This is a genomic window from Inconstantimicrobium porci, assembly GCF_009696465.1.
Taxonomy (GTDB): Bacteria; Bacillota; Clostridia; order Clostridiales; family Clostridiaceae; genus Inconstantimicrobium; species Inconstantimicrobium porci.
Genome location: NZ_VULX01000038.1, coordinates 1 through 21,830 on the forward strand (window position 1 = coordinate 1; position 21,830 = coordinate 21,830).

23 protein-coding genes are annotated in these 21,830 nt (G+C 33.0%); 6 read left to right on the forward strand and 17 right to left on the reverse strand.

The annotated features are described in order from the left end of the window. Window positions 1-126: 126 nt before the first annotated feature. Together FYJ33_RS14900 and FYJ33_RS14905 are read right to left on the reverse strand one after the other, a co-directional pair. The gene (locus FYJ33_RS14900; RefSeq protein ID WP_206046724.1) at window positions 127-1,059 is read right to left on the reverse strand and encodes a phosphotriesterase family protein; all 933 of its coding nucleotides are present in this window, start codon (window positions 1,057-1,059) and stop codon (window positions 127-129) included. A gap of 26 nt (window positions 1,060-1,085) precedes the next feature. After that, entirely contained in the window at window positions 1,086-1,427 is a 342-nt protein-coding gene (locus FYJ33_RS14905; RefSeq protein ID WP_154532609.1) for a serine aminopeptidase domain-containing protein, read from the reverse strand. Window positions 1,428-1,541: 114 nt separating this feature from the next. On the opposite strand from FYJ33_RS14905, the gene FYJ33_RS14910 reads away from it, so the two are divergent. Next, window positions 1,542-2,249, forward strand: a complete 708-nt coding sequence (locus tag FYJ33_RS14910) for a hypothetical protein (RefSeq protein WP_206046725.1) — start codon at window positions 1,542-1,544, stop codon at window positions 2,247-2,249. A gap of 294 nt (window positions 2,250-2,543) precedes the next feature. Here the strand turns inward: FYJ33_RS14910 and bglX are convergent, their stop codons facing one another. Further along, window positions 2,544-4,757 carry a beta-glucosidase BglX gene (gene bglX / locus FYJ33_RS14915; protein WP_154532611.1) on the reverse strand — a complete coding sequence of 738 codons (2,214 nt, stop codon included), beginning with the start codon at window positions 4,755-4,757 and terminating at the stop codon, window positions 2,544-2,546. A 447-nt stretch (window positions 4,758-5,204) separates the two neighbouring features. Further along, window positions 5,205-5,387: a ferredoxin gene (locus FYJ33_RS14920; RefSeq protein WP_154532613.1), complete on the reverse strand. Its 183-nt coding sequence runs from the start codon at window positions 5,385-5,387 to the stop codon at window positions 5,205-5,207. A gap of 287 nt (window positions 5,388-5,674) precedes the next feature. Here FYJ33_RS14920 and FYJ33_RS14925 point away from each other — a divergent pair, with 287 nt between their 5' ends. Then, window positions 5,675-6,025, forward strand: coding sequence for a thioredoxin domain-containing protein (locus FYJ33_RS14925; RefSeq protein ID WP_154532615.1), 351 nt, complete (start codon window positions 5,675-5,677; stop codon window positions 6,023-6,025). A gap of 121 nt (window positions 6,026-6,146) precedes the next feature. On the opposite strand, the gene trhA is transcribed toward FYJ33_RS14925, so the two are convergent. The 6 genes from trhA to FYJ33_RS14955 form a co-directional block, all read right to left on the reverse strand. Next, on the reverse strand, window positions 6,147-6,845 hold the full coding sequence (gene trhA / locus FYJ33_RS14930; protein ID WP_154532617.1) for a PAQR family membrane homeostasis protein TrhA: 699 nt from the start codon (window positions 6,843-6,845) through the stop codon (window positions 6,147-6,149). Window positions 6,846-7,062: 217 nt separating this feature from the next. Beyond that, entirely contained in the window at window positions 7,063-8,310 is a 1,248-nt protein-coding gene (locus FYJ33_RS14935) for an MFS transporter (RefSeq protein ID WP_154532619.1), read from the reverse strand. Continuing rightward, window positions 8,310-9,101 carry an ABC transporter ATP-binding protein gene (locus tag FYJ33_RS14940; protein ID WP_154532621.1) on the reverse strand — a complete coding sequence of 264 codons (792 nt, stop codon included), beginning with the start codon at window positions 9,099-9,101 and terminating at the stop codon, window positions 8,310-8,312. The genes FYJ33_RS14935 and FYJ33_RS14940 overlap by 1 nt, the downstream gene beginning before the upstream one ends. A 2-nt stretch (window positions 9,102-9,103) precedes the next feature. Continuing rightward, window positions 9,104-10,111 (reverse strand): FecCD family ABC transporter permease, encoded by a 1,008-nt coding sequence (locus FYJ33_RS14945; RefSeq protein ID WP_154532622.1) that lies wholly within the window; start codon window positions 10,109-10,111, stop codon window positions 9,104-9,106. Next, on the reverse strand, window positions 10,111-11,103 hold the full coding sequence (locus tag FYJ33_RS14950) for a FecCD family ABC transporter permease (RefSeq protein WP_154532623.1): 993 nt from the start codon (window positions 11,101-11,103) through the stop codon (window positions 10,111-10,113). The genes FYJ33_RS14945 and FYJ33_RS14950 overlap by 1 nt, the downstream gene beginning before the upstream one ends. Further along, the gene (locus FYJ33_RS14955; RefSeq protein WP_154532624.1) at window positions 11,090-12,037 is read right to left on the reverse strand and encodes an iron-hydroxamate ABC transporter substrate-binding protein; all 948 of its coding nucleotides are present in this window, start codon (window positions 12,035-12,037) and stop codon (window positions 11,090-11,092) included. Before FYJ33_RS14955 ends, FYJ33_RS14950 begins: the two co-directional genes overlap by 14 nt. Before the next feature lie 207 nt (window positions 12,038-12,244). Between FYJ33_RS14955 and FYJ33_RS14960 the strand changes: the two genes are divergently transcribed. Continuing rightward, the gene (locus FYJ33_RS14960; RefSeq protein WP_154532625.1) at window positions 12,245-13,249 is read left to right on the forward strand and encodes a helix-turn-helix domain-containing protein; all 1,005 of its coding nucleotides are present in this window, start codon (window positions 12,245-12,247) and stop codon (window positions 13,247-13,249) included. 65 nt (window positions 13,250-13,314) lie between these two features. Here FYJ33_RS14960 and FYJ33_RS14965 read toward each other — a convergent pair whose 3' ends face one another. The 3 genes from FYJ33_RS14965 to FYJ33_RS14975 all read right to left on the reverse strand — a co-directional run bounded on the left by FYJ33_RS14965 (window position 13,315) and on the right by FYJ33_RS14975 (window position 15,941). Then, the gene (locus FYJ33_RS14965; protein ID WP_154532626.1) at window positions 13,315-13,692 is read right to left on the reverse strand and encodes an Rpn family recombination-promoting nuclease/putative transposase; all 378 of its coding nucleotides are present in this window, start codon (window positions 13,690-13,692) and stop codon (window positions 13,315-13,317) included. A gap of 101 nt (window positions 13,693-13,793) precedes the next feature. Continuing rightward, window positions 13,794-15,386: a beta-N-acetylhexosaminidase gene (locus FYJ33_RS14970; protein WP_154532627.1), complete on the reverse strand. Its 1,593-nt coding sequence runs from the start codon at window positions 15,384-15,386 to the stop codon at window positions 13,794-13,796. Next, window positions 15,387-15,941 (reverse strand): dimethylarginine dimethylaminohydrolase family protein, encoded by a 555-nt coding sequence (locus tag FYJ33_RS14975; protein ID WP_154532628.1) that lies wholly within the window; start codon window positions 15,939-15,941, stop codon window positions 15,387-15,389. A 193-nt stretch (window positions 15,942-16,134) separates the two neighbouring features. Between FYJ33_RS14975 and FYJ33_RS14980 the strand changes: the two genes are divergently transcribed. Then, window positions 16,135-16,806 (forward strand): SDR family NAD(P)-dependent oxidoreductase, encoded by a 672-nt coding sequence (locus FYJ33_RS14980; RefSeq protein WP_154532629.1) that lies wholly within the window; start codon window positions 16,135-16,137, stop codon window positions 16,804-16,806. Between the two features lie 59 nt (window positions 16,807-16,865). Here the strand turns inward: FYJ33_RS14980 and FYJ33_RS14985 are convergent, their stop codons facing one another. Beyond that, window positions 16,866-17,765 (reverse strand): DUF434 domain-containing protein, encoded by a 900-nt coding sequence (locus FYJ33_RS14985; protein WP_154532630.1) that lies wholly within the window; start codon window positions 17,763-17,765, stop codon window positions 16,866-16,868. Window positions 17,766-17,778: 13 nt separating this feature from the next. Then, window positions 17,779-18,153 carry a nuclear transport factor 2 family protein gene (locus tag FYJ33_RS14990; protein ID WP_206046726.1) on the reverse strand — a complete coding sequence of 125 codons (375 nt, stop codon included), beginning with the start codon at window positions 18,151-18,153 and terminating at the stop codon, window positions 17,779-17,781. Window positions 18,154-18,464: 311 nt separating this feature from the next. Between FYJ33_RS14990 and FYJ33_RS14995 the strand changes: the two genes are divergently transcribed. Further along, window positions 18,465-19,037 carry a Uma2 family endonuclease gene (locus FYJ33_RS14995; RefSeq protein ID WP_154532631.1) on the forward strand — a complete coding sequence of 191 codons (573 nt, stop codon included), beginning with the start codon at window positions 18,465-18,467 and terminating at the stop codon, window positions 19,035-19,037. Between the two features lie 319 nt (window positions 19,038-19,356). Further along, window positions 19,357-19,674 (forward strand): DUF1622 domain-containing protein, encoded by a 318-nt coding sequence (locus FYJ33_RS15000; protein ID WP_235900875.1) that lies wholly within the window; start codon window positions 19,357-19,359, stop codon window positions 19,672-19,674. A 118-nt stretch (window positions 19,675-19,792) separates the two neighbouring features. On the opposite strand, the gene FYJ33_RS15005 is transcribed toward FYJ33_RS15000, so the two are convergent. Together FYJ33_RS15005 and FYJ33_RS15010 are read right to left on the reverse strand one after the other, a co-directional pair. Further along, complete coding sequence (locus FYJ33_RS15005; protein ID WP_154532634.1) at window positions 19,793-20,962, reverse strand: FprA family A-type flavoprotein; 1,170 nt, start codon at window positions 20,960-20,962, stop codon at window positions 19,793-19,795. A 348-nt stretch (window positions 20,963-21,310) separates the two neighbouring features. Next, on the reverse strand, window positions 21,311-21,526 hold the full coding sequence (locus tag FYJ33_RS15010; RefSeq protein WP_154532636.1) for a hypothetical protein: 216 nt from the start codon (window positions 21,524-21,526) through the stop codon (window positions 21,311-21,313). Between the last annotated feature and the right edge of the window lie 304 nt (window positions 21,527-21,830).

Genomic DNA, 21,830 nt, shown 5'->3' on the forward strand with positions numbered 1-21,830 from the left:
GATTCTGTGTTATGATTTGGGTAATTCATAGTGATTATCCTCCTTGTTATTTTGGTTTCGCAACTTAATTATAACACGGGTAATCACTATGGATTTTTTATTGGTTCAATTTCATTATACAATTAGTCAATTAAATATATTATATGGATTCACATATAATATTTCATGTATATCTTCTTCACTAAAGTTTAATTTTCTTAAGGCCGGTATTATATGATTAAATGTATATAATATATTCTTTTCTACTTTTTGATTTTTTCTTTGTTCTCTTATTTTTATTTGATTATTTTTCCATAGCCAATAACTATCTGCACTAATTAATATTTTATTTAAATAGCCATAATCTTTTAAGTATTTAGCTATATCTGCAGAGTTAATGCATCTTTTACCATTTTCGTTAAACCCAAAATTACTAAGCAATATGCTTGCTCCAGTTTGAGTGACTTTTATCATATTGTTCATAGAATTATTAAAATTCTCTTCATTAAAAGAATTTTCTAGATGTGATAAATAAATATGATTTGGATCTGCACCAAAGTTAATTAATGTCTTTATATGATTTAATGCACCTTTTGGTGAATGCGTTGCTATAGGAATGTTATACTTTTGTTGCAAAATACTTGCTACTTCAAAAAATTTTAGTTCATTCCTTGATAAACTTTCATTTTTTGCAGCAATTTTTATTACTCCAGGTCTACATTTCTCACTTCCCACACCACATTCTATCTTTTTTGATAACTTATTAACTAATGTTTCTACGTTATCTATTTTATATTGCTTTGGTACAAACTTATCTAAGTAAAATCCAACTGATGATATTATATTAAAATCATTACAATTTTCAATTAAATTTTTATAAGGTGAAAACTTAGCATACGGTGTTAAGTCAACTATAGTTTTAACATTAAACTTTTTTAACAAGTTTAATTGTTTTAATGCAAAGTCTGTATTCTCTTGTTCTTTATAGTATGGATAATTATTAAAGATATGTTCATGTATTAAAGTGAGCCCCAGCTCTTCTACGTCTATTGAACCTTTAACTGTATTTACTTTTTTCATTTCTTCCTCCATATTGTAATATATTGTTAATCCATTTCATTGTTATTACCATATATATTAAAGATTGGATTCCATAAAATCAAACCTTTTAATTCCGTTATAGACTGTGTTGCTAATATTGCATTTCTAGCGCCATCACTGAATCCAATTAAAAATATTTCTGTTTTGATATTTCCGAAACAAGACTTTATATAATTACACACTTCCTTAATATCTTTTATTCTATCTTTCATATTTGATTGTTCAAAATAACCGTCACTAACTCCTAAATTTCTATAATCAAATCTTATAAGATTGACACCATTTTCTTCAAAGAATTTTCCTAATTTTACGCCTATTCTGTGTTGGTTAGTGTAAAGTTTCTTCACACTTTTTACTTTAAAATTTATTTATATATCAAGGTTTCGGAAGTTTTTTTGTATAAAAAAACAACGACCCCCTAATTTCATGTTACAATTGAATCGCTACAACCAAAATCCAACATGAAAGGATGTCGTTATTGTGGATTCAATTATAACTTATTTACTAATATATATCAATATTTAATTAAAACTATTTATCAGCTTATAGGATTTATTGCTCAGCATATACCGCTTAAGCAAATGCAATTTGATGATTCTAACAGTCCTAAATATCAAAAGTTTAAAGTAGATAAACTGCCTATAATCAAGCGTTTTGAGCAGGTTGATTACAAACTGCTTTTAGCGTATTACAAGCATAAATATAATAAAATTATCAAGCCCGTCCAAAGACGTAACGGTAAAACTATTCCAGACAAAATTATCTGCCCTAAATGTGGTGCCACTCATGAATACATCTATGATAACAATGGTAGTAAAGGCCAGTATCAATGCAAAGTTTGTGGTACTGCATTTAAAGAGTCTAATTTTGTTACTAAGCCTTTAGTTTTTAAATGTCCATACTGTGGCTCGACGCTTACGGAACGTAAGGAACGAAAACATTTTAAAGTACATAAATGCACAAATAATAAGTGTTCATACTATCTTGCTAATTTAATTAAAAACTTCCCAAACAAAACTCTTAAGTTCATTGCTGATGGCTATAGTGCGTATCCATTAGCAAAGCAGCAATTTGAATTAGAAGAAGAGAAAATCTTCCTTCTTTATTTTTTCATACGAAACTTTACACTATCCAATAATAACTTTTTAGCATATTGTTCCAATACATAATACCATACTTACAAAGCTTATTTCAAAAAAGCTATATAATAACTATTGCAAAATCAACTTTCTGGACACAATTCTTTTCTGTTCTCTATTAACTTCTTAAATTAGATTAAGTCAAACGTCATATGTCAAAAGCGCAAAGTAATGATTAAATTCCCTCAGAATTTCAAAATGGAGGTTTCACCTCCAAACCTCCTTAAGTTACAACCTTTAGAGGCTTGGAGGCAAAGCCTCCATTACTAATATTAGAATTCAGAATGAATTCTGTCCTAAATTATACATTATACAATATACATTCTACATTTTATAAGTAAATGATGCTTTATTTTTTGTATTGCTAGCGTTTCCTATCCAAAGATTGAATTCGCCTTCTTCGCTAACAAGCTTGCCTTCTGCATTAACAAAACGTAGCATTTCTTCATCTACATCAAATGATACTACTGCTTCTTCTCCTGGCTGTAAAGTTACCTTTTTAAAGCTTTTAAGTTCTTTAACTGGTCTTACAACACTTGCAAAGCAGTCCTGTAAATATAGCTGTAATGTCTCAGTTCCAACAGTATGTCCAATATTTTTCACACTTACTTCTGCTTTTATTGATTTGCTGTCTGTAAGAGTTGTATCGCTTAGTCTGACTTGTGAAATCTCAAACTCTGTATAACTCTTTCCATAACCAAATGGATAAAGAGGTTCATTTGGCATATCAATATATTTTGAACAATATCTTGGATCACTTGATAATTCAGCTGGACGTCCAGTTGAATAATGGTTGTAGCTTATTGGAACCTGTCCAACAGAATATGGGAAACTCATTGGAAGCTTACCTTGTGGATTAACCTTTCCAGTAAGAACATCAACTACTGCATTTCCTCCTTCTGTTCCAGGCATCCATACATCTAAAACAGCCTTTGCAGTCTGTGAAATTTCACGAAGATCTAGAGGTCTACCGTTAAACAATACTACTACAATATTTTCATTTACTTTTGCTATTTCTCTAAACAACTTCATCTGAACTTCTGGAACATCAATAAAGCCACGGCTTGTTGCTTCACCACTCTGCATATAATGCTCTCCAATAGGCATAACGACAACTTCTGCTTCCTTGGCAGCTGACACTGCTTCCCTCATCATTTTTTCCTGTTCTTCTTCTGGAACTTCCTTAGGTGCACCATCACCAAAGCCCACAAGTTTTACATCATTGCCAAGTACAGGAGAACCGTTGACATAAACTGTCCTGTCACTGCTAAACACTTTTTCTGCAGCTTCTTTTATTGTAACGCAGTCTTTAGCATTACCTGTAATTGCCCAGCTGCTTATCATTTCCTTATTATCAGTATATGGACCTATAAAGGCTATCTTCTTCTTTAAATCTAATGGAAGAATATTTTCATCATTCTTTAAAAGTACAAATGATTCGCTTGCTGCCTGTCTTGCTAATTTTCTGCTTTCTTCTGTTAAAACAAGTGTCTTTTCTTCATCAACACTTGCATCCTTATATGGATTTTCAAAAAGTCCAAGCTTATTCTTCAAAAGAAGTATTCTAAGAACAGCATCATCAATAAGCTTCTCATCTACCTTACCTTCTTCTACTAGTTTTACTAGATTAGCAGCATATACATTACTCATCATATCTATATCAACGCCAGCTTCGATAGCTTTTTTAGCTGCTTCAGTTTCATCTTTGCTGTAGCCATGAGCAATTGTTTCCTTAATTGCACTAAAATCTGAGATAAGCACGCCATCGAAACCCATTTCGTTTCTAAGTATATCTCTCATAAGCCACTTATTTGTAGTTGCTGGAACTCCATTAACAGTATTAAATGAAGTCATTACCATACCTGCACCAGCTTTAACTCCTGCTTCATATGGTGCAAGATATAAATTACGAAGTGTATTATCACTTAATTCAACAGTGTTATAATCCCTTCCTGCAATAGCTCCACCATATGCTGCAAAGTGTTTTATGCATGCACAAACTTTATAAGGTTTTCCCATATCATCTCCCTGGAACCCTTTAACCTGCGCTTCTGCAAAACAGCTGTTAAGATATGGATCTTCCCCTGTTGATTCCATAACACGTCCCCATCTTGCATCATGAACTAGATCTACCATTGGCGAAAATACTACATGCAGTCCTGATATTGAAGCTTCTTTAGCGGCAACTGATGCACACTTTTCAGCCATTTCAAGATTAAAAGTTGCTCCTTGAGCTATTGGCGGTGGAAATATAGTTTTCATACCATGAATTACATCAGCCATAAATAGCATTGGAATATGATGTGGCTGCTTCTCCATATATTTTTTCTGTATATGAATAAGTTTTTCAGCCTCGAATGTTCCAAGTATAGAACCTGCCATATCTACATCATCTTGTGTTATTCCAAGATCACGCATAGGCCCTGTTAAAACACCTTCATCATCCATATAAAAAAATCCCATAATCTGTAGCATTTGATCTATTTTTTCTTGTAACGACATTATCGAAACCAGTTTCGTAATTTCCTGTACCTTCATCTTCATCCCCCTAAATTTAATAAACATTAATTTTATATTACCAAATTTAGTGCAGAATATACAAGTATTTTTCTTATCGTTTTCATTATAAATTAATTTTTTATTATAGATATAATATACGTAACCATTCTTAAAATCTATATGAGAATGTGGAAAAAGATATTCATGTTAAAGCCTATAAGATGTGTAAATATCGGAAATATTGCAAAAAAGCTATGGGATAATAACTTAAAATTAGAATATATTTGCTATCTCTATAAAAAAGAACATTCCTTTTCTAATTGCTTTATAATACTACACTTGCATATATGCATTTAGGGGACCACAATAATGCGCTTCTTGAAATTTATCATATTTTCAATACTTTTAAGTCTCTTACTAAACATGATATTTTTGAACTAAACATCCTAAAATTTACCGAGTTATTAACATTATTGTTCTAGTGTACTATTCTTCTATTGAAATTGCTTCAACTGGGCAGCTATCGCAAGCTTCTATTACTAAGCTTTCATTATCTTCTGATACTTCACCAGCTACAGCATATCCTTCTTCAAGATTAAATACTTCTGCGCATATTCCTTCACATAATCCACAGCTTATACATTTATTTTCATCAACTCTTGCTTTCATCCTTAGTTCCTCCATAATAGTCAATTAATTTCCGCAGATAATATTAAATAAAATTTTTTATTCTTTGTCAATAAAAATTTAATGTATATTTATTTCAATTCTGCGCACAATATATATTGGCTGGGGGATTTCATCCTGACTTCTAGATCTGAGCTAGAAATCAAATGTTGGGTTCCCCGGCTTTACCAGAAAATTTTAAGGTCTATAATTGAAGCTTGCGTGTACCGACGGAGATTCAAAATAGATCTTAAAATTTTTTATTTTATATAGCTTTAGGAGGTAGACAGATGTTTGATGAAGATACATATAATGATGATGTCAAGTCATTTACAAACATAAAATCAGATGAAGCAGGACAGCTATTAGAGACACAGGATAAGACCATAGTCTACATAGGGCGTGAAACATGCCCATACTGCAGAAAGTTTGTGAAAAAGCTCAGTGCAGTAGCTAGCAATGTCAATGAAATAATCTACTATGTAAATAGCGATGATATAACAGACACGAATCTAAATTTTTTCAGACAAAAATACACAATCAACACAGTTCCAGGATTCCTTGTAGGAAAAAAAGGCACTGTAGAAGTAAAATGCGACTCTTCAATGAGTGAAGAACAAATCAAAGATATGATGCAATAAACTTAAATAGACTCTTTTGCCTTTAGTTAAACTGATTATAACTCATAGTTTAGGACATAATTCATGTGATAGCATGAATTATTTCTTTTCTCTTCTCTCTACTCTCTTATCTCAAATCTAATTAATAAACAAAAAAGTAGATACCAATCCATTGCAGTACTGCTCCTGCCAGCACGAAGAAGTGCCAGATGAAATGATCATACTTTTTATTCTTGGAAAATGGAATCATTCCTGTAGTATACACAATACCACCAATAAGAATCATCCAGAATAACGGACGATTATGCATGAACCAGTCAGGAAGAAACATTAGTCCGCTCCATCCTATAACAAAGTATAAAGTAAAATGAATCCACTTCATTCTTCCTGGGCCAAATACTCCTAAAATTATTATACCAAAAAGAATTATTGCCCACTGTATACAGAAAAGCATTACTCCTAAAGTATTTCCTAAATATACAAGATATAATGGCGCAAATGTGCCACCTATTAAGAGATAAATTGAAGAGTAATCAAATCTTCTCCATAATCGTTTTACAATTGATCCACTTCTAAATGAATGATATAAACAGCTCATAAGCATCATAAAAAACAGACTGATACCATAAAAGCATGATGCCATAACTTTAAGACCCGTATCAGATTTAAGCAGAAGCAGTATTAATCCTGCCAGTGCTAAAGCTGCACCTACCCCATGAGTTATAGCATTGCCTACTTCCTCCCCTACAGTAAGATGAGGTGGTTCATTAAGCTCCCTTATCTGCTGTCTTCTAAGTTCCCTCTGCTGTTTTTTATCTATTTCATTCAATTTATTCTTCATAATATAGTACTCCTTTAACTCTAATAATTTACTAATTAGATATGTGTTAATTATACTATATAATTACATATGGAACTTGATTTATAAATAAAAAAGGGTGAAAGACATATTCCTAAGCCGACCTCGTTCCCTGTGGTCTCTTAAGGTTGTTTCTTCATATGTCTTTCACCCCTTGATGACTAAAGGACGAAATTACATTCTACCATTTCTCTACTCTCTAATCTCTTAGCTCTCTTACGTTCCACTTGTTGAAAGCAGCAAGTCCTATATTAAGCACAGCAGTTACTGCCATTATAACGAAAAGCGGTACTCCCCTTTCGATTATCTGTCCGTAAAGTATCTGGCCTGGTGCAACGCTTATTGTAGCAACTGCTGTGGAGAATGCTGATACACGTCCAAGCATATCCTGTGGCACTGCTTTCTGAATGAATGTCAGTGTCAGTACATTTGATAAAGCTATAGACATCATGATAAACAAGCCGCATAGAGCAAATAGTCCTGCCATGGTATATCTATTCATCTTAAGCACAACTACAAATGCCATAGCAATAGCGCCACTGATCATCGGGATAAATGTATGATGAATATTCTTCATTGAAAACATCTTAGGTCTTACGCTGATGATGAATCCACCGATAATCATCCCAAGTACTGATATACCCTCCACAACTCCGTAAACCTGTGACGGCATCTTAAGATATGTATTAATAAAATATGGCGCAATAATTGATAAAATCGGCACAAGGAAGATGTTGCACATAGCATATGAAGCAATGATTCCAAGCACTATCTTCTTTTCCTTCTTTAAATAAACAAAGCTCTCCTTCATTTCAATAAAAGAATTCTTCACAAACTGAGCTGAAACAAGCTTTTCTTTAGCTGCTTTTTCATCAGACTTTGCAACATCAGGAATATCCATAAACATCTCCATTACTGCTGAAAATAAGAAACTTACTGCATTAATCACTACTATTATCTTTATTCCTAAGAATCCATAAAGCACGCCTGCAATTATAGGTCCAGCAAAATTCACTATAGAACCAACCTGATTTATTATTCCATTAGCTGAAGTAAGCTTATCTTCTTCAACAATCATAGTGATCGATGAAGTTACTGCCGGCCCATAAAGCGTGTAGCATATTGACAGTATAAACATTACTGCTGCTACGATTATTTTATGGTCATGACCTCTTAAAAGCACAAATGCATAACTTCCAATAAGCACTGAACAGAATAAATCAAGATAGACCATTATCTTCTTTCTGCTAAAGCTGTCAGACAGCTTTCCTGCTATCGGTGCAAAAAGCACATAGGGAATAGTTGAAATGGCCAGTATGTTAGCAAAAGTTGCTGCACTTCCTGTAAACTCAAGAAGATACAGTGACATGCTGAATCTCTGAATGGCATTGCCAAAAAGAGAAATAATCTGGCCGATGACTAAAATTATAAAGTTTTTATTTTTCATTATTCCTCCCTTAAAAGCTCATACTCAGTACAAATAGGATATTCACCATTTTCACTCTTGCGTAAAGATGCGTCTATGCCATAAATCTTTTTAAGATTTTCCTTATTGATGACATCTATAGGTTTTCCCTGACATATAATCTTGCCCTTCTTAAGACCAATTATGTTGTCTGCAAATCTGCAGGCATTGTTAAGCTCATGAAGTACAATTACAACTGTGATATTCTTTTCCCTGTTAAGCTTCTGAAGAACCTCTAAAACTTCTAATTGGTATGACATATCAAGATAAGTTGTAGGCTCATCAAGCATGATGATTTCAGTTTCCTGTGATAAAGTCATGGCAATCCATGCTCTCTGTCTCTGTCCGCCTGATAAAGCTTCTACTGGTCTGTCAGCAAACTCACTAAGCCCTGTCTCCTTTATTGCCCATTCAATAACTTCTTTATCATGACTATTAAGACCGCCTATCATTTTCTGATGAGGGAATCTTCCAAAAGCAACAAGTTCACGTACTGTAAGTCCATCCGGGCAGACTGGTCCCTGAGGAAGAAAAGCAACTTCTTTAGCTATTTCTTTCTCTTTAATCTTCTTAATATTTTTGCCGCCTATAAATACGTCACCTTTTTTATATTTATTAATTCTTGCAATAGTCTTTAGAAGAGTTGACTTTCCACAGCCATTAGCACCGATAATTATACTTATCTTTCCTTTGGGAATAGATAAAGTCATGTTTTCAATTATCGTATTCTCTCCATATGACACGCATAAATCTTTAACACTAATTGCTTCCATAATTATTTCTCCTTCATCATTAAATAAACAAAATACGGTACTCCAAATATTGATACAGTTATTCCTACTGGGATTTCAATTGGAGAAAATAAATTCTTTGATACTGCATCTGCAACGATTATGATAATCACACTGATTAATGCAGATATCGATATAAATTTTTTGTGGTAAGGTCCTACAAGTCTTCTTGCAATATGTGGACAAATGAGTCCTAAGAATCCGATATTTCCAGCAAAAGCTGTAGCTGTTCCAGCTAGAATAACAGCAAGACTTAAAAACTTCTTTCGTTGTCTTTCAATGTTGAGTCCAAGTGAGATAGCAAGCTCGTCTGAAAGACTTAATACATCTAATTTCTTATTATTTAAAAGTACAATTGTGAAAAGCACTATAATTATTGGAATTATAACTTTTGCATAGCTCCATCCGCTGCCCCATAAACTTCCTGATGTCCAGACAAGCACTCTGTTATAATCACCAACTCCACCTCTGAATGTGAAGAACGTGATAAAAGCATTAAGTCCTGCGTTCAGCGCTATACCAACAAGCAGAAGTCTTTTAGGCTTAATGCCTCCTCTTGCTGACATCATATAGATAACAAAAGATGAAATTCCTGCTCCTACTATAGCCATAAATGGCAGCACAAATATTGAAAGTTGTCCAAGCTTTTCGTAATATGCGCCTGTTGAATAAGTTATAAAAAGCACTGCTGACACAGCTGCACCTGCATTGATTCCGATGATTCCTGTATCTGCAAGATCATTCTTAGTTATTGTCTGAAGAATTGCTCCTGCTGTTGAAAGTGCCACTGCAACACATATAGCAACAAGTAGTCTTGGCAGTCTCATGCTCAAAACTACTGTATTCTGCAGCCTTGTTCCATTTCCCAAGAAAGTATTTATAACTTCCATCGGCGTTACTTTATAAGTTCCCCAGCATAATGACATTATTGAAGAGGCAATTACTAAAGCAATCATTATGATAAAAACTAATTTAAATTTATCCTTTTTCATTAACCTCTCTCCTTTCTTGCTGCTGCTATAAAGAATGGCATTCCTATAAGTGCCGTAAATACTCCTATTGGTGTTTCATATGGATTAAACAGCATTCTCGCTGCCACATCTGCAAATGTTAAAAGAACTGCTCCCAAAAGGAAACTGCAAGGGATATTCTTTCTGTAATCCTCACCTAAAAATTTTCTTACTATCTGAGGTACAATAAGTCCCACAAAAGCAATATTCTTACCAACTGCAACTGCTGCTGCACACATTGGTATCATAACCATCAAAACAATAAATCTTATTCTTTCAGGGTTTTGTCCAAGCCCTATGGCAACATCATCGCCAAGGTTTAATATGTTAATCTTTGGAGACATAAAAACTGCAATAATTAGTCCCATTGTTCCTACAATAAATACAAGTCTGAAATCTGCCCAAGATGCATTCCTAAATCCACCGGCAACCCAGAATCCAATCATCTGAGACTGATTTGACAAAAGTCCCACAACTGTTGTCAGCGACATGAAGAATGTACTCATGGCTGTTCCTGCAAGAAGTATCTTTGCTATTGAATTATTGTTAGCCTTCTTTGATATAAATAAAATTACTAAAAGTCCAGTTAAAAAGGCTCCAATAAGTGATGCGATCATTACATTTCTAGTTGATAGTCCAATTCCTGCTACATAAAATACTGCTATTACAAGCGTTGCTCCCTGGCTGACACCTAATATTGATGGTTCCGCTATAGGATTTCTTGTAACCCCTTGTATCATTGCACCTGTTACTCCCAGTATTCCTCCCGTCATAAGTACAGAAAGAGCTCTTGGAATACGAACATCCCTTACAAGCATAAGTTCTAAAGATTCACTATAATTGAATATGCTGTCATAAATATCCGTAAAAGCAATATGGACGGATCCCAGCCTTACAGCCAGAACCAGTCCAGTTACTAGAAGTAACAAACTAATTATCACAAATATTGATAAACGTTTATTACTTTGCTTCATTTAATAAGTCACCTATTTCTTCTACTAATAATTGTCTTCCTATTGGGCTATAACCCTGATTGAAGTATGGAGATGCTGCAAGCTCTACAACATTACCATCCTTAACTGCAGGTATGTTATTCCATATTGCGTTAGCTTCAAGCTCCTTCTTATCTGCAGGAGTTGCAATTTCAAATATGTAATCAGCCTTTATCGATGCAAGACCTTCATAAGTTACAACTGGTAAACTTATATCACTCTGCTTAGGCATACCTTCTGGCTTTTTAAGCCCCATATCTTCGTATAAAACACTACCGAAACCTGCGCCATCAAATACGAATAACTGTCCACCGCTTGCTAGGAATGAAAGGTAAGTAGTATGAGTGCCATACTTTTCCTTAATCTTATCTCCAGCAGCCTTTGCCTTAGCTTCGTAATCTGCAAGCCACTTATTTGCTACGTCTTCTTTCCCAAACACTTTAGCAAAAGCTTTAACATCTTCTTTCCAGTTTAAAGCTTCAAGCTTAATCATAACTGTTGGTGCAATTTTGCTTAATTCATCATACATTTTTTCCTGAACTGTTGAGATTATTATTAAGTCTGGGTTTAAGTTCATAATAGCTTCAACATCCATAGTAGGGTTCATGCTGTATCCTAAAATCTTTGCTCCCTTTAAAGTTTCTTCTAAGTATGAAGGGAATTTTGTCTGATCATAAGCATCACTGTTTGCTGTACCTATAACCTTGTACCCAATTATTGATAAGATATCACTGTTCCCACTTAAATCAACAATTCTCTTTGGATTCTTTGGTATTTCAACATTTCCTTTTACATCTGTAACTGTTACTGTTTCATTTTTTGATTCTGCTGTTTTGTTACTTCCTGTGCCGCATCCAATAAGCATAGTCCCTAAAAGAACTGTAGCAATTATAGTGCTAAAAAATTTTTTTTTCATCTTATGTACCTCCACATGTTTTATCTGTTTGACTATGTTCAAATTGTATATGAGAATGATTATCATTTCAAGCCATTCACCATTTTTGATAATTTATTCACCCTTTCCAACAATTTTTTCTTGTAATTCTTTCTGGCACCATATACAATCAAATATATTGTTCCCAATATCAAAACAAATGATTAACACATGTAGGAGAGATTTAATATGGTCGCGAAAAGCATAAAAGAATTTCAATCTCTAATTTTAGACAACCTGTCTTTTATCCCAGAGGATAACGGCCATTACATTATATATAGAAATGCACTTAAGCCTGAGCTTGGCTACTTAATTAAATATTTCAGAGAAGATTATTATGAGCTATTAATAGGTGATTATACGATTTACAAAGACTTTTCACTTTCCTTTGACCACAATGAAGAAATTATAAGACTGGGTATTGTTTATAAAGGAGAAACTGAGTTTAAACTTGCAGACAACACCGTTTCTTCCTTCAGTCCCTCTTCATTTTTTGTAAATGAAAAAGGACTTCGTGGAAAACAGAGCTGGAAAAAAGGACAGCACTTTCATGGTGCTGAAATTACAATACATAAAAAATATTTTGATGAAGTTATCATTCCTAACTTTGCAAACACGCTGAATTTTGATAATCTCATTACAAATTATACTTACAACTATCTGCCGCTTGATGTAACTTCAATTATCAATAACTTAAGCAGCCTTGCGCAAAAAGAGCAGTTGTTACCGCTTTATCTAGAAAGCAAGATTTTAGAGAGCATTGCACTTATTGAAAATGAGCTTAAGAAATCTGATAACGTGTTTACAAACCAGTTTAACTACGGCGATGTTAAGATAGGTAACAACAGATATGTGACACTGACATCATCAGATATGCATGCAATACAGAAGGCACATGATATCTTGACTGATGATCCCTGCAATCCGCCAACTATAAGTAATTTAAGCAAAATAGTTTACCTTAATGAGCAGAAATTAAAAGCAGGATTCTTAGCCAAATATCACATGACAATCGGCCAGTATTCAAGTTCAATCAGAATGTCACTAGCAGAAAATCTGCTCTGCACAACTGAACTGAGCGTTGAGGAAATTTCCAAAAAACTAGGTTATCATCACAGTGGTAACTTCGTCAAAGCTTTCAAAAAAGCACATGGCAAGACTCCATTAGCTTTTAGAAAGAACAGGAAAATTTAAGGATAACATTATTCAACACACTAAAGTTCATAACAAAAACTAAGGTGATGCTCGAAAGCACCACCTTAGTTTTTATTTTCTCTTATCTTCTTAATTTCATCAATACTTAATCCAGTTGTCTTTGCAATTGTTTCATCATCTAAAATATTCAATAAATTTTTAGCCACTTCAAATTTTCCTTTGTTAATTCCTTTTCTTTCAGCTTCATTTAATGCACTAACTTTATCTTTCAGAATTTTAGCTCTCATTTCATATAACTCTCTCTGTTCTTGATCATTACTTATTCTCACTAGCTCATCTTTAGCTTCACGTATCTCTTCAACGCTCATTTCTAAGCTTCTAACTCTTTCACTTTCAGGATCCTTTAAGAACTCAGTCCACGCAGTAAGCATGTCTTTTTCGTCACTATTTTCTTGAAGCTTTGGTATCTCAATAAAGTGCATCTCAATAGTATAAACTCCTTTGAATCATATTATATTCATTTTCAAGTTGAATCTCTATAGGAATTGACAATTTTAGTCTGTCAATTCCTAACTTATCTAAATTATTTAAAAATAGATGGATCTCTATAAAAGTTTATTCCTTCGTTTGCAAGCCTTGCTCCCTGAGCTCTCAGCCTTATCGCATATTCTTCCCAGTTTCTTTCACTCTTTGGTGTCCATCCTATTTCTGCATAGCCTAAAAGTCTTGGATATATCATGTAATCCATCTGCTCACCAGTTGCAACATTTTCTGTCCATAAAGGTGATTCTATTCCCAGCACTAAGTTTTGTGGTGCATAATCTGTTGGGTCCCACTTATAAGCTGTTTCCACTGGAATGTATCCTGCCCAGTCAAGCCCATAAGGAGTATCCTTATTATATTTCATATCAAGATAAGCCTTCCCCGCAATTGAAATATTCATCATCATATTTTTCTTTCTCGCTGCTTCATTTGAATCCTGCCAGTTCTGCAGTATTGTACTAGAATTTATTTCAGGTGCTGTATCAATTGGATCCCATCCTATTGGTGTCTTGCCATACTTCTGTGCTATTTTTGATACTCTACCCACAAAATAATCATAATCATTCTTTGGCGTACTTAATGCTTCATCGCCTCCTATGTGCAGGTATTTTGAAGGTGAAATTGCTGATACTTCCTTAAACACATTATCAATAAATTCATAAGTTTTTTCGCTGTTAGTCATCAAAGAGCTGAAACCGACTTCTATTCCTGTATATAGAGGCTTCCTTTTGCCATCTGGATTTAAAAACCCTAAAGATGCTAAAGCTGCATTAGTATGTCCTGGCATATCAAATTCAGGAATTATTTCTATATATCTGTCAGCTGCATATTTTACAATATTCTTAAACTGCTCCTGAGTATAATAACCACCTTTTCCGCCACCAACTTCTGTGCTTCCACCAATTAAAGTAAGGTCAGGATACTTCTTAATTTCAAGTCTCCACCCCTGATCATCACTTAAATGCAGATGTAATCTGTTTATTTTATACTGACTTGCATGGTCAATCTGACGTTTAATTTCATCTACGCTAAAGAAGTGACGTGCAACATCAATCATAAATCCTCTGTAACTGTACTGAGGCTTATCATTAATTTCAGCTGCAGGTACGCTCCACTCAACGCCATTAGCAAGACTGTTCTTAGCTATATCTGACGGCATCATCTGAAGCAGAGTCTGAATCCCTCTGTAAATTCCTTCAGGTGTATATGCTGTGATTTTAATATTTTGATTATTTGATATCAATCTATATTCTTCATTATTCTTAGTCTCCTCACCATCAGTTGTTTCTAGATTAATAGTATTATTTTCAGTACTACTGCCTTTAAAAACATTTAGATTAAAACCTGTAGGAGCGCTTATTTTAGATTTCAGCATATCTGCTATTCTTAAAAGTTCTTCAGTTTCCTCATCGTTGCCACCTTTAACATAAATCTTAGTTTCCTTATTCAAAACAAACTTTCCTACACCAGCTTTATAACTCATTGGCTTTGGAATAATATTATTAGTTATGCTCTCCTCAACAACAAATGCCTTTGCTTCAACACTTCTCGCAAACCAGCCGACAATTAATGATGCTGCAAGAGCTGCAATCTTCCATTTTAATTTTCTCCTCATAATCTCACCTTTCTTCATTTAAAACTTCCTGTTTCGATTAAGATATAAAATTGAACATCCAAGACTTCCTTCATTTTTATTTATTTCACTATAATCGATATATTGAACATCACAGCCTTCATTATTCAGCATATCTGCTACATTCATATTGCTGCATAATACTTTTTTATTACCTAAGTTAACAAAGTTTGTGCCAAAATTGTCCGCATCTGTTTTTGTAATCTCATACAAGTTTGGAACATACTTTCTGATATCCTGATAATTAAATACATATGGACAGATTACTCCATGATCTTTGTCTAGAGTATTAAAGACACAGTCAAGATGTGGCTTTGTTGTATCGAAAGAAATTGGTATCACCTCTGCACTGATTTTAAATTTACTAAAAGCTGCTTTTAATTCATCAATAGCAGCTAATTTTGTCCTTGAACTTAATCCAACAAATATTACATCATTATGGTGTAGAACATCTCCGCCTTCTATGTTATTTTCCATCTCATATAGTTTAAAATGATGCTTTTCTGAAAACTCTTTTATATAAGGTGTCTCAATCTGCCTCTCTTTCTTCTGCATCTTCTTATAAAAAATATATCTTCAATTACAAAACCAATATCCTGCATATAAATCTGATTATGTTGATATATATTCATAATCACCCTTCTTTCAATAATATTTACTTTTAGCTTTTCTTAAAATCGATATAATATTCTGTTTTTCTTATTAGAATATATGATTAAAATTTTACGTAAAAGAACAAGCAAAATTCATGAATTCTATTGCACAAAAAGAAAACTTAAATATAAAAAGTTTCAAGCTTGATATCCGCAGTGAAAAAGATAGAGATCTCGTTAAAAATCTCGATATAGATGTGCTTATAAATAATGCAGGTATAGGCGATTCAGGTTCAGTAAGCGAAGTTGATGTTGACCGCTACAGAAACACATTTGAAACTAATGTTTTTTCTGCTATTGAACTTACTCAGGCTGTTCTTAGAAACATGATAAAAAGAGGCAGCGGCAGGGTTATCTTTGTTTCCTCACTTATTGGCAGAATAACTGTGCCTTTTCTTTCACCCTATACAGCCACTAAATTTGCACTTGAAGCTGTGGGTATGTCATTAAGAGATGAAATGAAAGCTCTCAAAGACAAGAACATTGAAGTAGCCCTCATTGAACCAGGCGCTTACCACACTGGATTTAATCAAAAAAATGTTATGAAACAGTTTGTGTGGATGAAAAAAGATTCTTATTTTAAAGATCAAGTTGATAAGCTTGAAAAGAAACAACTTAAATACTTTGAGAAGATAGAAATGAAATCGACAAAATCTATAGTTGAACAGTATGTAAAAGCTGTTGAAGATAAAAAAGCAAAGGAACGATACATCGCACCATGCTATCAGGGAGCATTTATACAGTTCCAGAGAATCCTTGGAAAGTAACTAATTTTAGAATTACAAAAACATTAATTAACTGTTGCATTCCAAAGAACAACATTGAACTAATTTAGAATTGAGGAAGAAATGTTCTCGCTCCGCTTGCACACATAATCTATTGCCCATATTGATTTATCATAAGTAAGTACATGATGGATCTGTTTTTGAAGTAGCTCCTTAAATTCATTCATATCTACAAGTGTGCTGATAGAGCACTCCTTCATATATTCATATAATTCAACCGATTCATTATAACTCCACCACTCTGCATGTGGATAATCATTGTTTGATTTAATTGTATTAAGCCATACATGTCCATCAAAATCTTTTCCAGATGATAAATACTTTAAAATTCCTTGAATAACAGGATGGTTCTTATCTTCAAGTGCTCTATCTGCATTATCTACTAGTTCACACTCCACTTCAAAGTCAAACTTGCTAAGGTCATCTAAAATCTTTGACTTTAACCTTCCTGAATTTGATACTGGCTTATCAATATAAAATACAGCCTTTTTTACTTTTAAAGCCTCAAGGCTTTCCCCTATCATCTTAAGTGCCATGTCTGTTTTATCAATTATTTTATATGTACCACGAAGTCCTGCAAGATCTCGAATTGTTCCATCCATACACTTTAAGAGAGTTGAATGTGATAAAGCTACTTCAAGAGTAATGATTATATTAAAACCATCAATATAAACAGTTTCACCTTCTGCTGAAATTTTCTCTTTTTCCAATCTTCTTTGGATGGCCAAGCTATCTGAAGTTGATCTTACCACTGCCATACGCTGTCTTTCTGATAAAAGATAATGATTACCAACAAATGTAGAAGCACTTTTTATAGGATAGCCTCTGTTTATAAGCATAAAAACATCCTTCTGTGCTTCTCTAAGTTTTTGTAGAGATTTTTCACCAAATTCTTTTTCATCAGTTGGCACAAAGCCTCTTCTTACTATATTAGTGCTCATTGCTATACCTCCCTTACTTTCCGTATGGATAGATATGTTCCTTCTTTGACTCGAATTCTTTTACAGATTTTATTCTATTATCATCAGTAAATTCAATAATGGAAACACCATCAAACCCATCTATTTTTTTGTTGTAATCGCACTCAAAGTACCATTCAACTATAGTACTCATACCATCATGCATAAATCTTTTTATATCCCATCTTAGCACTTTTCCATGTGCGTGCCAGTCTGAAAACCACATCTTAACCTGCTTAACACCATGATATTCAGGCCCATAACATTCGCTATAAATAATGCTGTCATCAAAAATATCGTTAAGTATAGAACTATCATTGTCAATCCATGCATCAAAGTAGTGATAAATTATAGATTCCCTCAAATTCAATTAAATCCCCCTAAAAACAAATATAATTGCGTAAGTACATTGTAATCATTATAACATTATTAACATTACAAGCAAAAAAGAGCTTGTCCAAAGTAGTTTGCTGTCTACTTTAGATAAGCTCTTTTTTGCATAGATAAATCTAGAAAGCTATTTTAGTATAGATTTAGCTGGACAAGCTAATAGCAAGAATATAATAAATTATAAATTTCTATTGCATTGCATCATGATTTCATTCATAATTTTATAATAATGAATGAGCATTGTTTAAATAAGCTAATCTATGGTGATAATAGGTACAGGGAGGTTTTTTTATGTTGATAAATCCATCAAAGATATATACTTACAAAGATTATTTATCTTTTGACGAAAACGACAAAGTAGAAATTATTGAAGGAGAAGTAATTACTATGTCACCTGCCCCTAGCAGAATACATCAGAAATTAATTTCAAAAATATTAACTACTATAGAAAATTACATTCAGGCACATAATGGCGAATGTGAAGTCTATCCTGCACCTTTTGATGTAATATTAAAGAATGATGATGAAGACATCATAAATAGTAAAAATATTGTCCAGCCTGATATTTCAGTAATATGTGATAAGAATAAGTTAACGGATAAAGGATGTACTGGATCTCCAGACATGATTATTGAAATAATTTCACTTTATAATCCAAGCAACGATTATGTACGTAAGTTAAACTTATACGAAAAATACAAAGTTAAAGAGTACTGGATAATCAATCCAATAAGAAAAAACATCTTAGTATATACTTTGACTGAAAACGGCTATGATGCTCCGATATCATACACTTTCGATGACAGAGTGAAAGTTTATATCTACGAAAATCTGGAGATAGACTTTCCATCATTTAATCTATAACAATAAAAAGATCTTGTCCAAATCAGTTTTACTTACTGCTGGAGAGGCTCTTTTTTCATACGAGTTTACTCTCATTTTATAAAATCACACTAAAAATTATCCTCTTTATTCATAATTTTATTATAATAACTCAATAACGTTTATACACATAATCTCAGTCAATAATTGGTACAGGTAGGTTTTTTATACTTATAAGTCCATCAAAGATATACACTTACAAAGTGAACAATTTAAAAAATACAGAGTTAAGTACTATAACTGCATGTATTTTTAAATTACTGGTTAAGCTAAGGTTATCAATTATATGAGGTGTATAGCTTTGGAAGAATTATTTAATACATATTTACCTATATTTATTCATCTATTTGAACTTATGGGTATTCTAATCTTAATATTAGGCGCTTTTACTGCCTTTTATCACTACATACTAAATAGGTTTTTTAATAAAAATATTAATATCAAATATGACTTTGCGGATGTGATGATTACAGTACTTGATTTTAAGCTTGCTGCAGAAATACTTAAAACAGTCATTATTAAAAACATGGAGGAACTTATTCTTATTGCATCAATTTTTGTAATTAGAATAATAATGACATTTGTTCTTGAAAAAGAAATGAAAGATGAGAAAGATTAGAAAGATAAAAAAGGGTTGCAACACATATTCTGAAGCCGACCTCGTTTCCTGCGGTCTCTTAAAATCGTTTCTTCATATGCGTTGTAACCCCTCGATTACTAAAGGACGAAATTATATTTTATTTGTTATAATTAACAACAGCATCAGCAAGCTTATTCATGTCGTCCATGTTTTCTTCTTTTAAAGCTGATTTTATTGTAACTATTGGTTCTAAAATATTTATATCCTTAAGCTTTTCAAGCACTTCCTTCATTGCTTTTGCGGCACAAGGTGCCCATGTACCATTTTCTATAATTCCCACAGTTCTCTTCTGGTATGCTTTTGACTTAAGATGATGAAGAAAATCATCCATGCATGGGAACACACCACCATCATAACTTGCTGCAGCTAAAACTACTCTGTCATAATGGAAAGCATCTTCTACAACACCAGACATATCATCTCTTGAAAGGTCTTTCACAACTACTGTTTTTTCACCTTTTTGTGCTAATATTTCAGCAAACTTTTTTGCTGCTACAGCAGTATTTCCATGAATTGAAGCATATGCTACTAAAACGCCTTTTTCTTCTGGAGTATAACTGCTCCAAGTATTATATAAACCAATATAATATGCAAGATTATCAGATAAAACAGGTCCATGAGTTGGACATATTATATTAATATCTAATGCTGCTGCCTTCTTTAAAAGTGTCTGAACTGACGCACCATATTTACCTACTATGTTGAAATAATATCTTCTTGCTTCTCCTGTCCATTCTTCATCTATATCTAATGATCCGAACTTACCAAATCCATCAGCTGAAAATAAAATCTTATCATAGCTGTCATATGAAACCATAACCTCTGGCCAGTGCACCATTGGTGCCATGATGAAAGTTAGTTCATGCTTTCCAAGTTTTAATTTATTGCCTTCTTTTACAACTACCTTATTAGTAAAAGAATCAATTCCTGTAAACTGTGTTAAGTATACAAAAGTCTTCGCATTACCAACTAAAGTAATATCAGGATATTTGTTTATACAATCCACTACTGATCCTGCATGATCTAGCTCCATATGATGAATTATAAGGTAATCAGGTTTTCTGCCCTCAAGTGCCTTATCAAGATTTACTAGCCACTCTTCATGCTTTCTTTTATCAACAGTATCAACTATTGCAACCTTATCATCAAGAATCACGTAAGAATTATATGCAATTCCATTTGGTACAACATACTGACTTTCAAAAAGATCAATGTCCTTGTCATTACATCCAATGTATTTTACTGATTCAGAAACAAATTGTGTCATTTTAACCCTCCCATAAATTCAAATATAATCTTATTTTTTATTAACAATTACATTATATTTCTTTCTGATTCTTTAATAATATCATACACTAAAAAATAATATAAAATTAACATTTCCCTGCTTATCTAGTATTTTCAAAGTATGATTTACCTGTCTTGTTTTCATCCGCTAAATAAGAATAGATTAATCCCTTCATAGAATAACATTAACTACTGCGTATAAAATAGCTGACAAGTGTACATGTAATTCTGCCCCATCCTGAAATCAGATACTCAATCATTATCTGAATTAGTACCACTTTCATCTATTAAATAGTTTAGCTTTATAAAAACTGTTTTTTCTCCAAACCTAAAAAAGATAACTTTCAATATCACCTTTACGCTTTTCAGAAATATTCTGCAAATATAAATTGAGCGTAGATGAAGATTCCAAATACTTATTCCACTGATTCTGGTAAGTTCTATTAAGCATAAAAATAGCCAGCAAGGCAATTAATATGCCTTGAATGACTATTAATATAGCTCCTAAATAACGAACAGTACCAATAAAAGATACTTTCTTCATTTATTTTCCTTCTCTAACACCTTTATAATATACTGTCTCAGCCATTGCTGGAACTGCCATTATACAACTAAGTGATAATGCTGTTATTGCTGTAACTATCTTTTTCATAATCCAATTCTTCCTTTTAATTCAACAGATTGTCAATACCTATTTACAAAATCTGCTTTAACCTTTTATTGGTACTATGTCAAGAAAAAGTACAAATTAAATTTGGATAAATAATTTTTGTGATTAACATGCATTTTTTATATTTTCTGAATAGTACCTATTTTCATATTCACTTGGAGATAAATATTCACAATGA

Bases quoted from the DNA above. Each gene is read 5' to 3' on its own strand.
- FYJ33_RS14900 (WP_206046724.1), bottom strand. From the start codon at position 1,059: ATGAAAAAAGTAAATACAGTTAAAGGTTCAATAGACGTAGAAGAGCTG.
- trhA (WP_154532617.1), bottom strand. From the start codon at position 6,845: ATGAAGAATAAATTGAATGAAATAGATAAAAAACAGCAGAGGGAACTT.
- FYJ33_RS14960 (WP_154532625.1), top strand. From the start codon at position 12,245: ATGGTCGCGAAAAGCATAAAAGAATTTCAATCTCTAATTTTAGACAAC.
- FYJ33_RS14970 (WP_154532627.1), bottom strand. From the start codon at position 15,386: ATGAAGAAAGGTGAGATTATGAGGAGAAAATTAAAATGGAAGATTGCA.
- FYJ33_RS14920 (WP_154532613.1), bottom strand. From the start codon at position 5,387: ATGAAAGCAAGAGTTGATGAAAATAAATGTATAAGCTGTGGATTATGT.
- FYJ33_RS14955 (WP_154532624.1), bottom strand. From the start codon at position 12,037: ATGAAAAAAAAATTTTTTAGCACTATAATTGCTACAGTTCTTTTAGGG.
- FYJ33_RS14935 (WP_154532619.1), bottom strand. From the start codon at position 8,310: ATGAAAAATAAAAACTTTATAATTTTAGTCATCGGCCAGATTATTTCT.
- FYJ33_RS14925 (WP_154532615.1), top strand. From the start codon at position 5,675: ATGTTTGATGAAGATACATATAATGATGATGTCAAGTCATTTACAAAC.
- FYJ33_RS14995 (WP_154532631.1), top strand. From the start codon at position 18,465: ATGTTGATAAATCCATCAAAGATATATACTTACAAAGATTATTTATCT.
- FYJ33_RS14980 (WP_154532629.1), top strand. From the start codon at position 16,135: ATGAATTCTATTGCACAAAAAGAAAACTTAAATATAAAAAGTTTCAAG.
- FYJ33_RS14945 (WP_154532622.1), bottom strand. From the start codon at position 10,111: ATGAAAAAGGATAAATTTAAATTAGTTTTTATCATAATGATTGCTTTA.
- bglX (WP_154532611.1), bottom strand. From the start codon at position 4,757: ATGAAGGTACAGGAAATTACGAAACTGGTTTCGATAATGTCGTTACAA.
- FYJ33_RS14940 (WP_154532621.1), bottom strand. From the start codon at position 9,101: ATGGAAGCAATTAGTGTTAAAGATTTATGCGTGTCATATGGAGAGAAT.
- FYJ33_RS14975 (WP_154532628.1), bottom strand. From the start codon at position 15,941: ATGCAGAAGAAAGAGAGGCAGATTGAGACACCTTATATAAAAGAGTTT.
- FYJ33_RS14985 (WP_154532630.1), bottom strand. From the start codon at position 17,765: ATGAGCACTAATATAGTAAGAAGAGGCTTTGTGCCAACTGATGAAAAA.
- FYJ33_RS14910 (WP_206046725.1), top strand. From the start codon at position 1,542: ATGAAAGGATGTCGTTATTGTGGATTCAATTATAACTTATTTACTAAT.
- FYJ33_RS15010 (WP_154532636.1), bottom strand. From the start codon at position 21,526: ATGAAGAAAGTATCTTTTATTGGTACTGTTCGTTATTTAGGAGCTATA.
- FYJ33_RS15005 (WP_154532634.1), bottom strand. From the start codon at position 20,962: ATGACACAATTTGTTTCTGAATCAGTAAAATACATTGGATGTAATGAC.
- FYJ33_RS14950 (WP_154532623.1), bottom strand. From the start codon at position 11,103: ATGAAGCAAAGTAATAAACGTTTATCAATATTTGTGATAATTAGTTTG.
- FYJ33_RS14965 (WP_154532626.1), bottom strand. From the start codon at position 13,692: ATGCACTTTATTGAGATACCAAAGCTTCAAGAAAATAGTGACGAAAAA.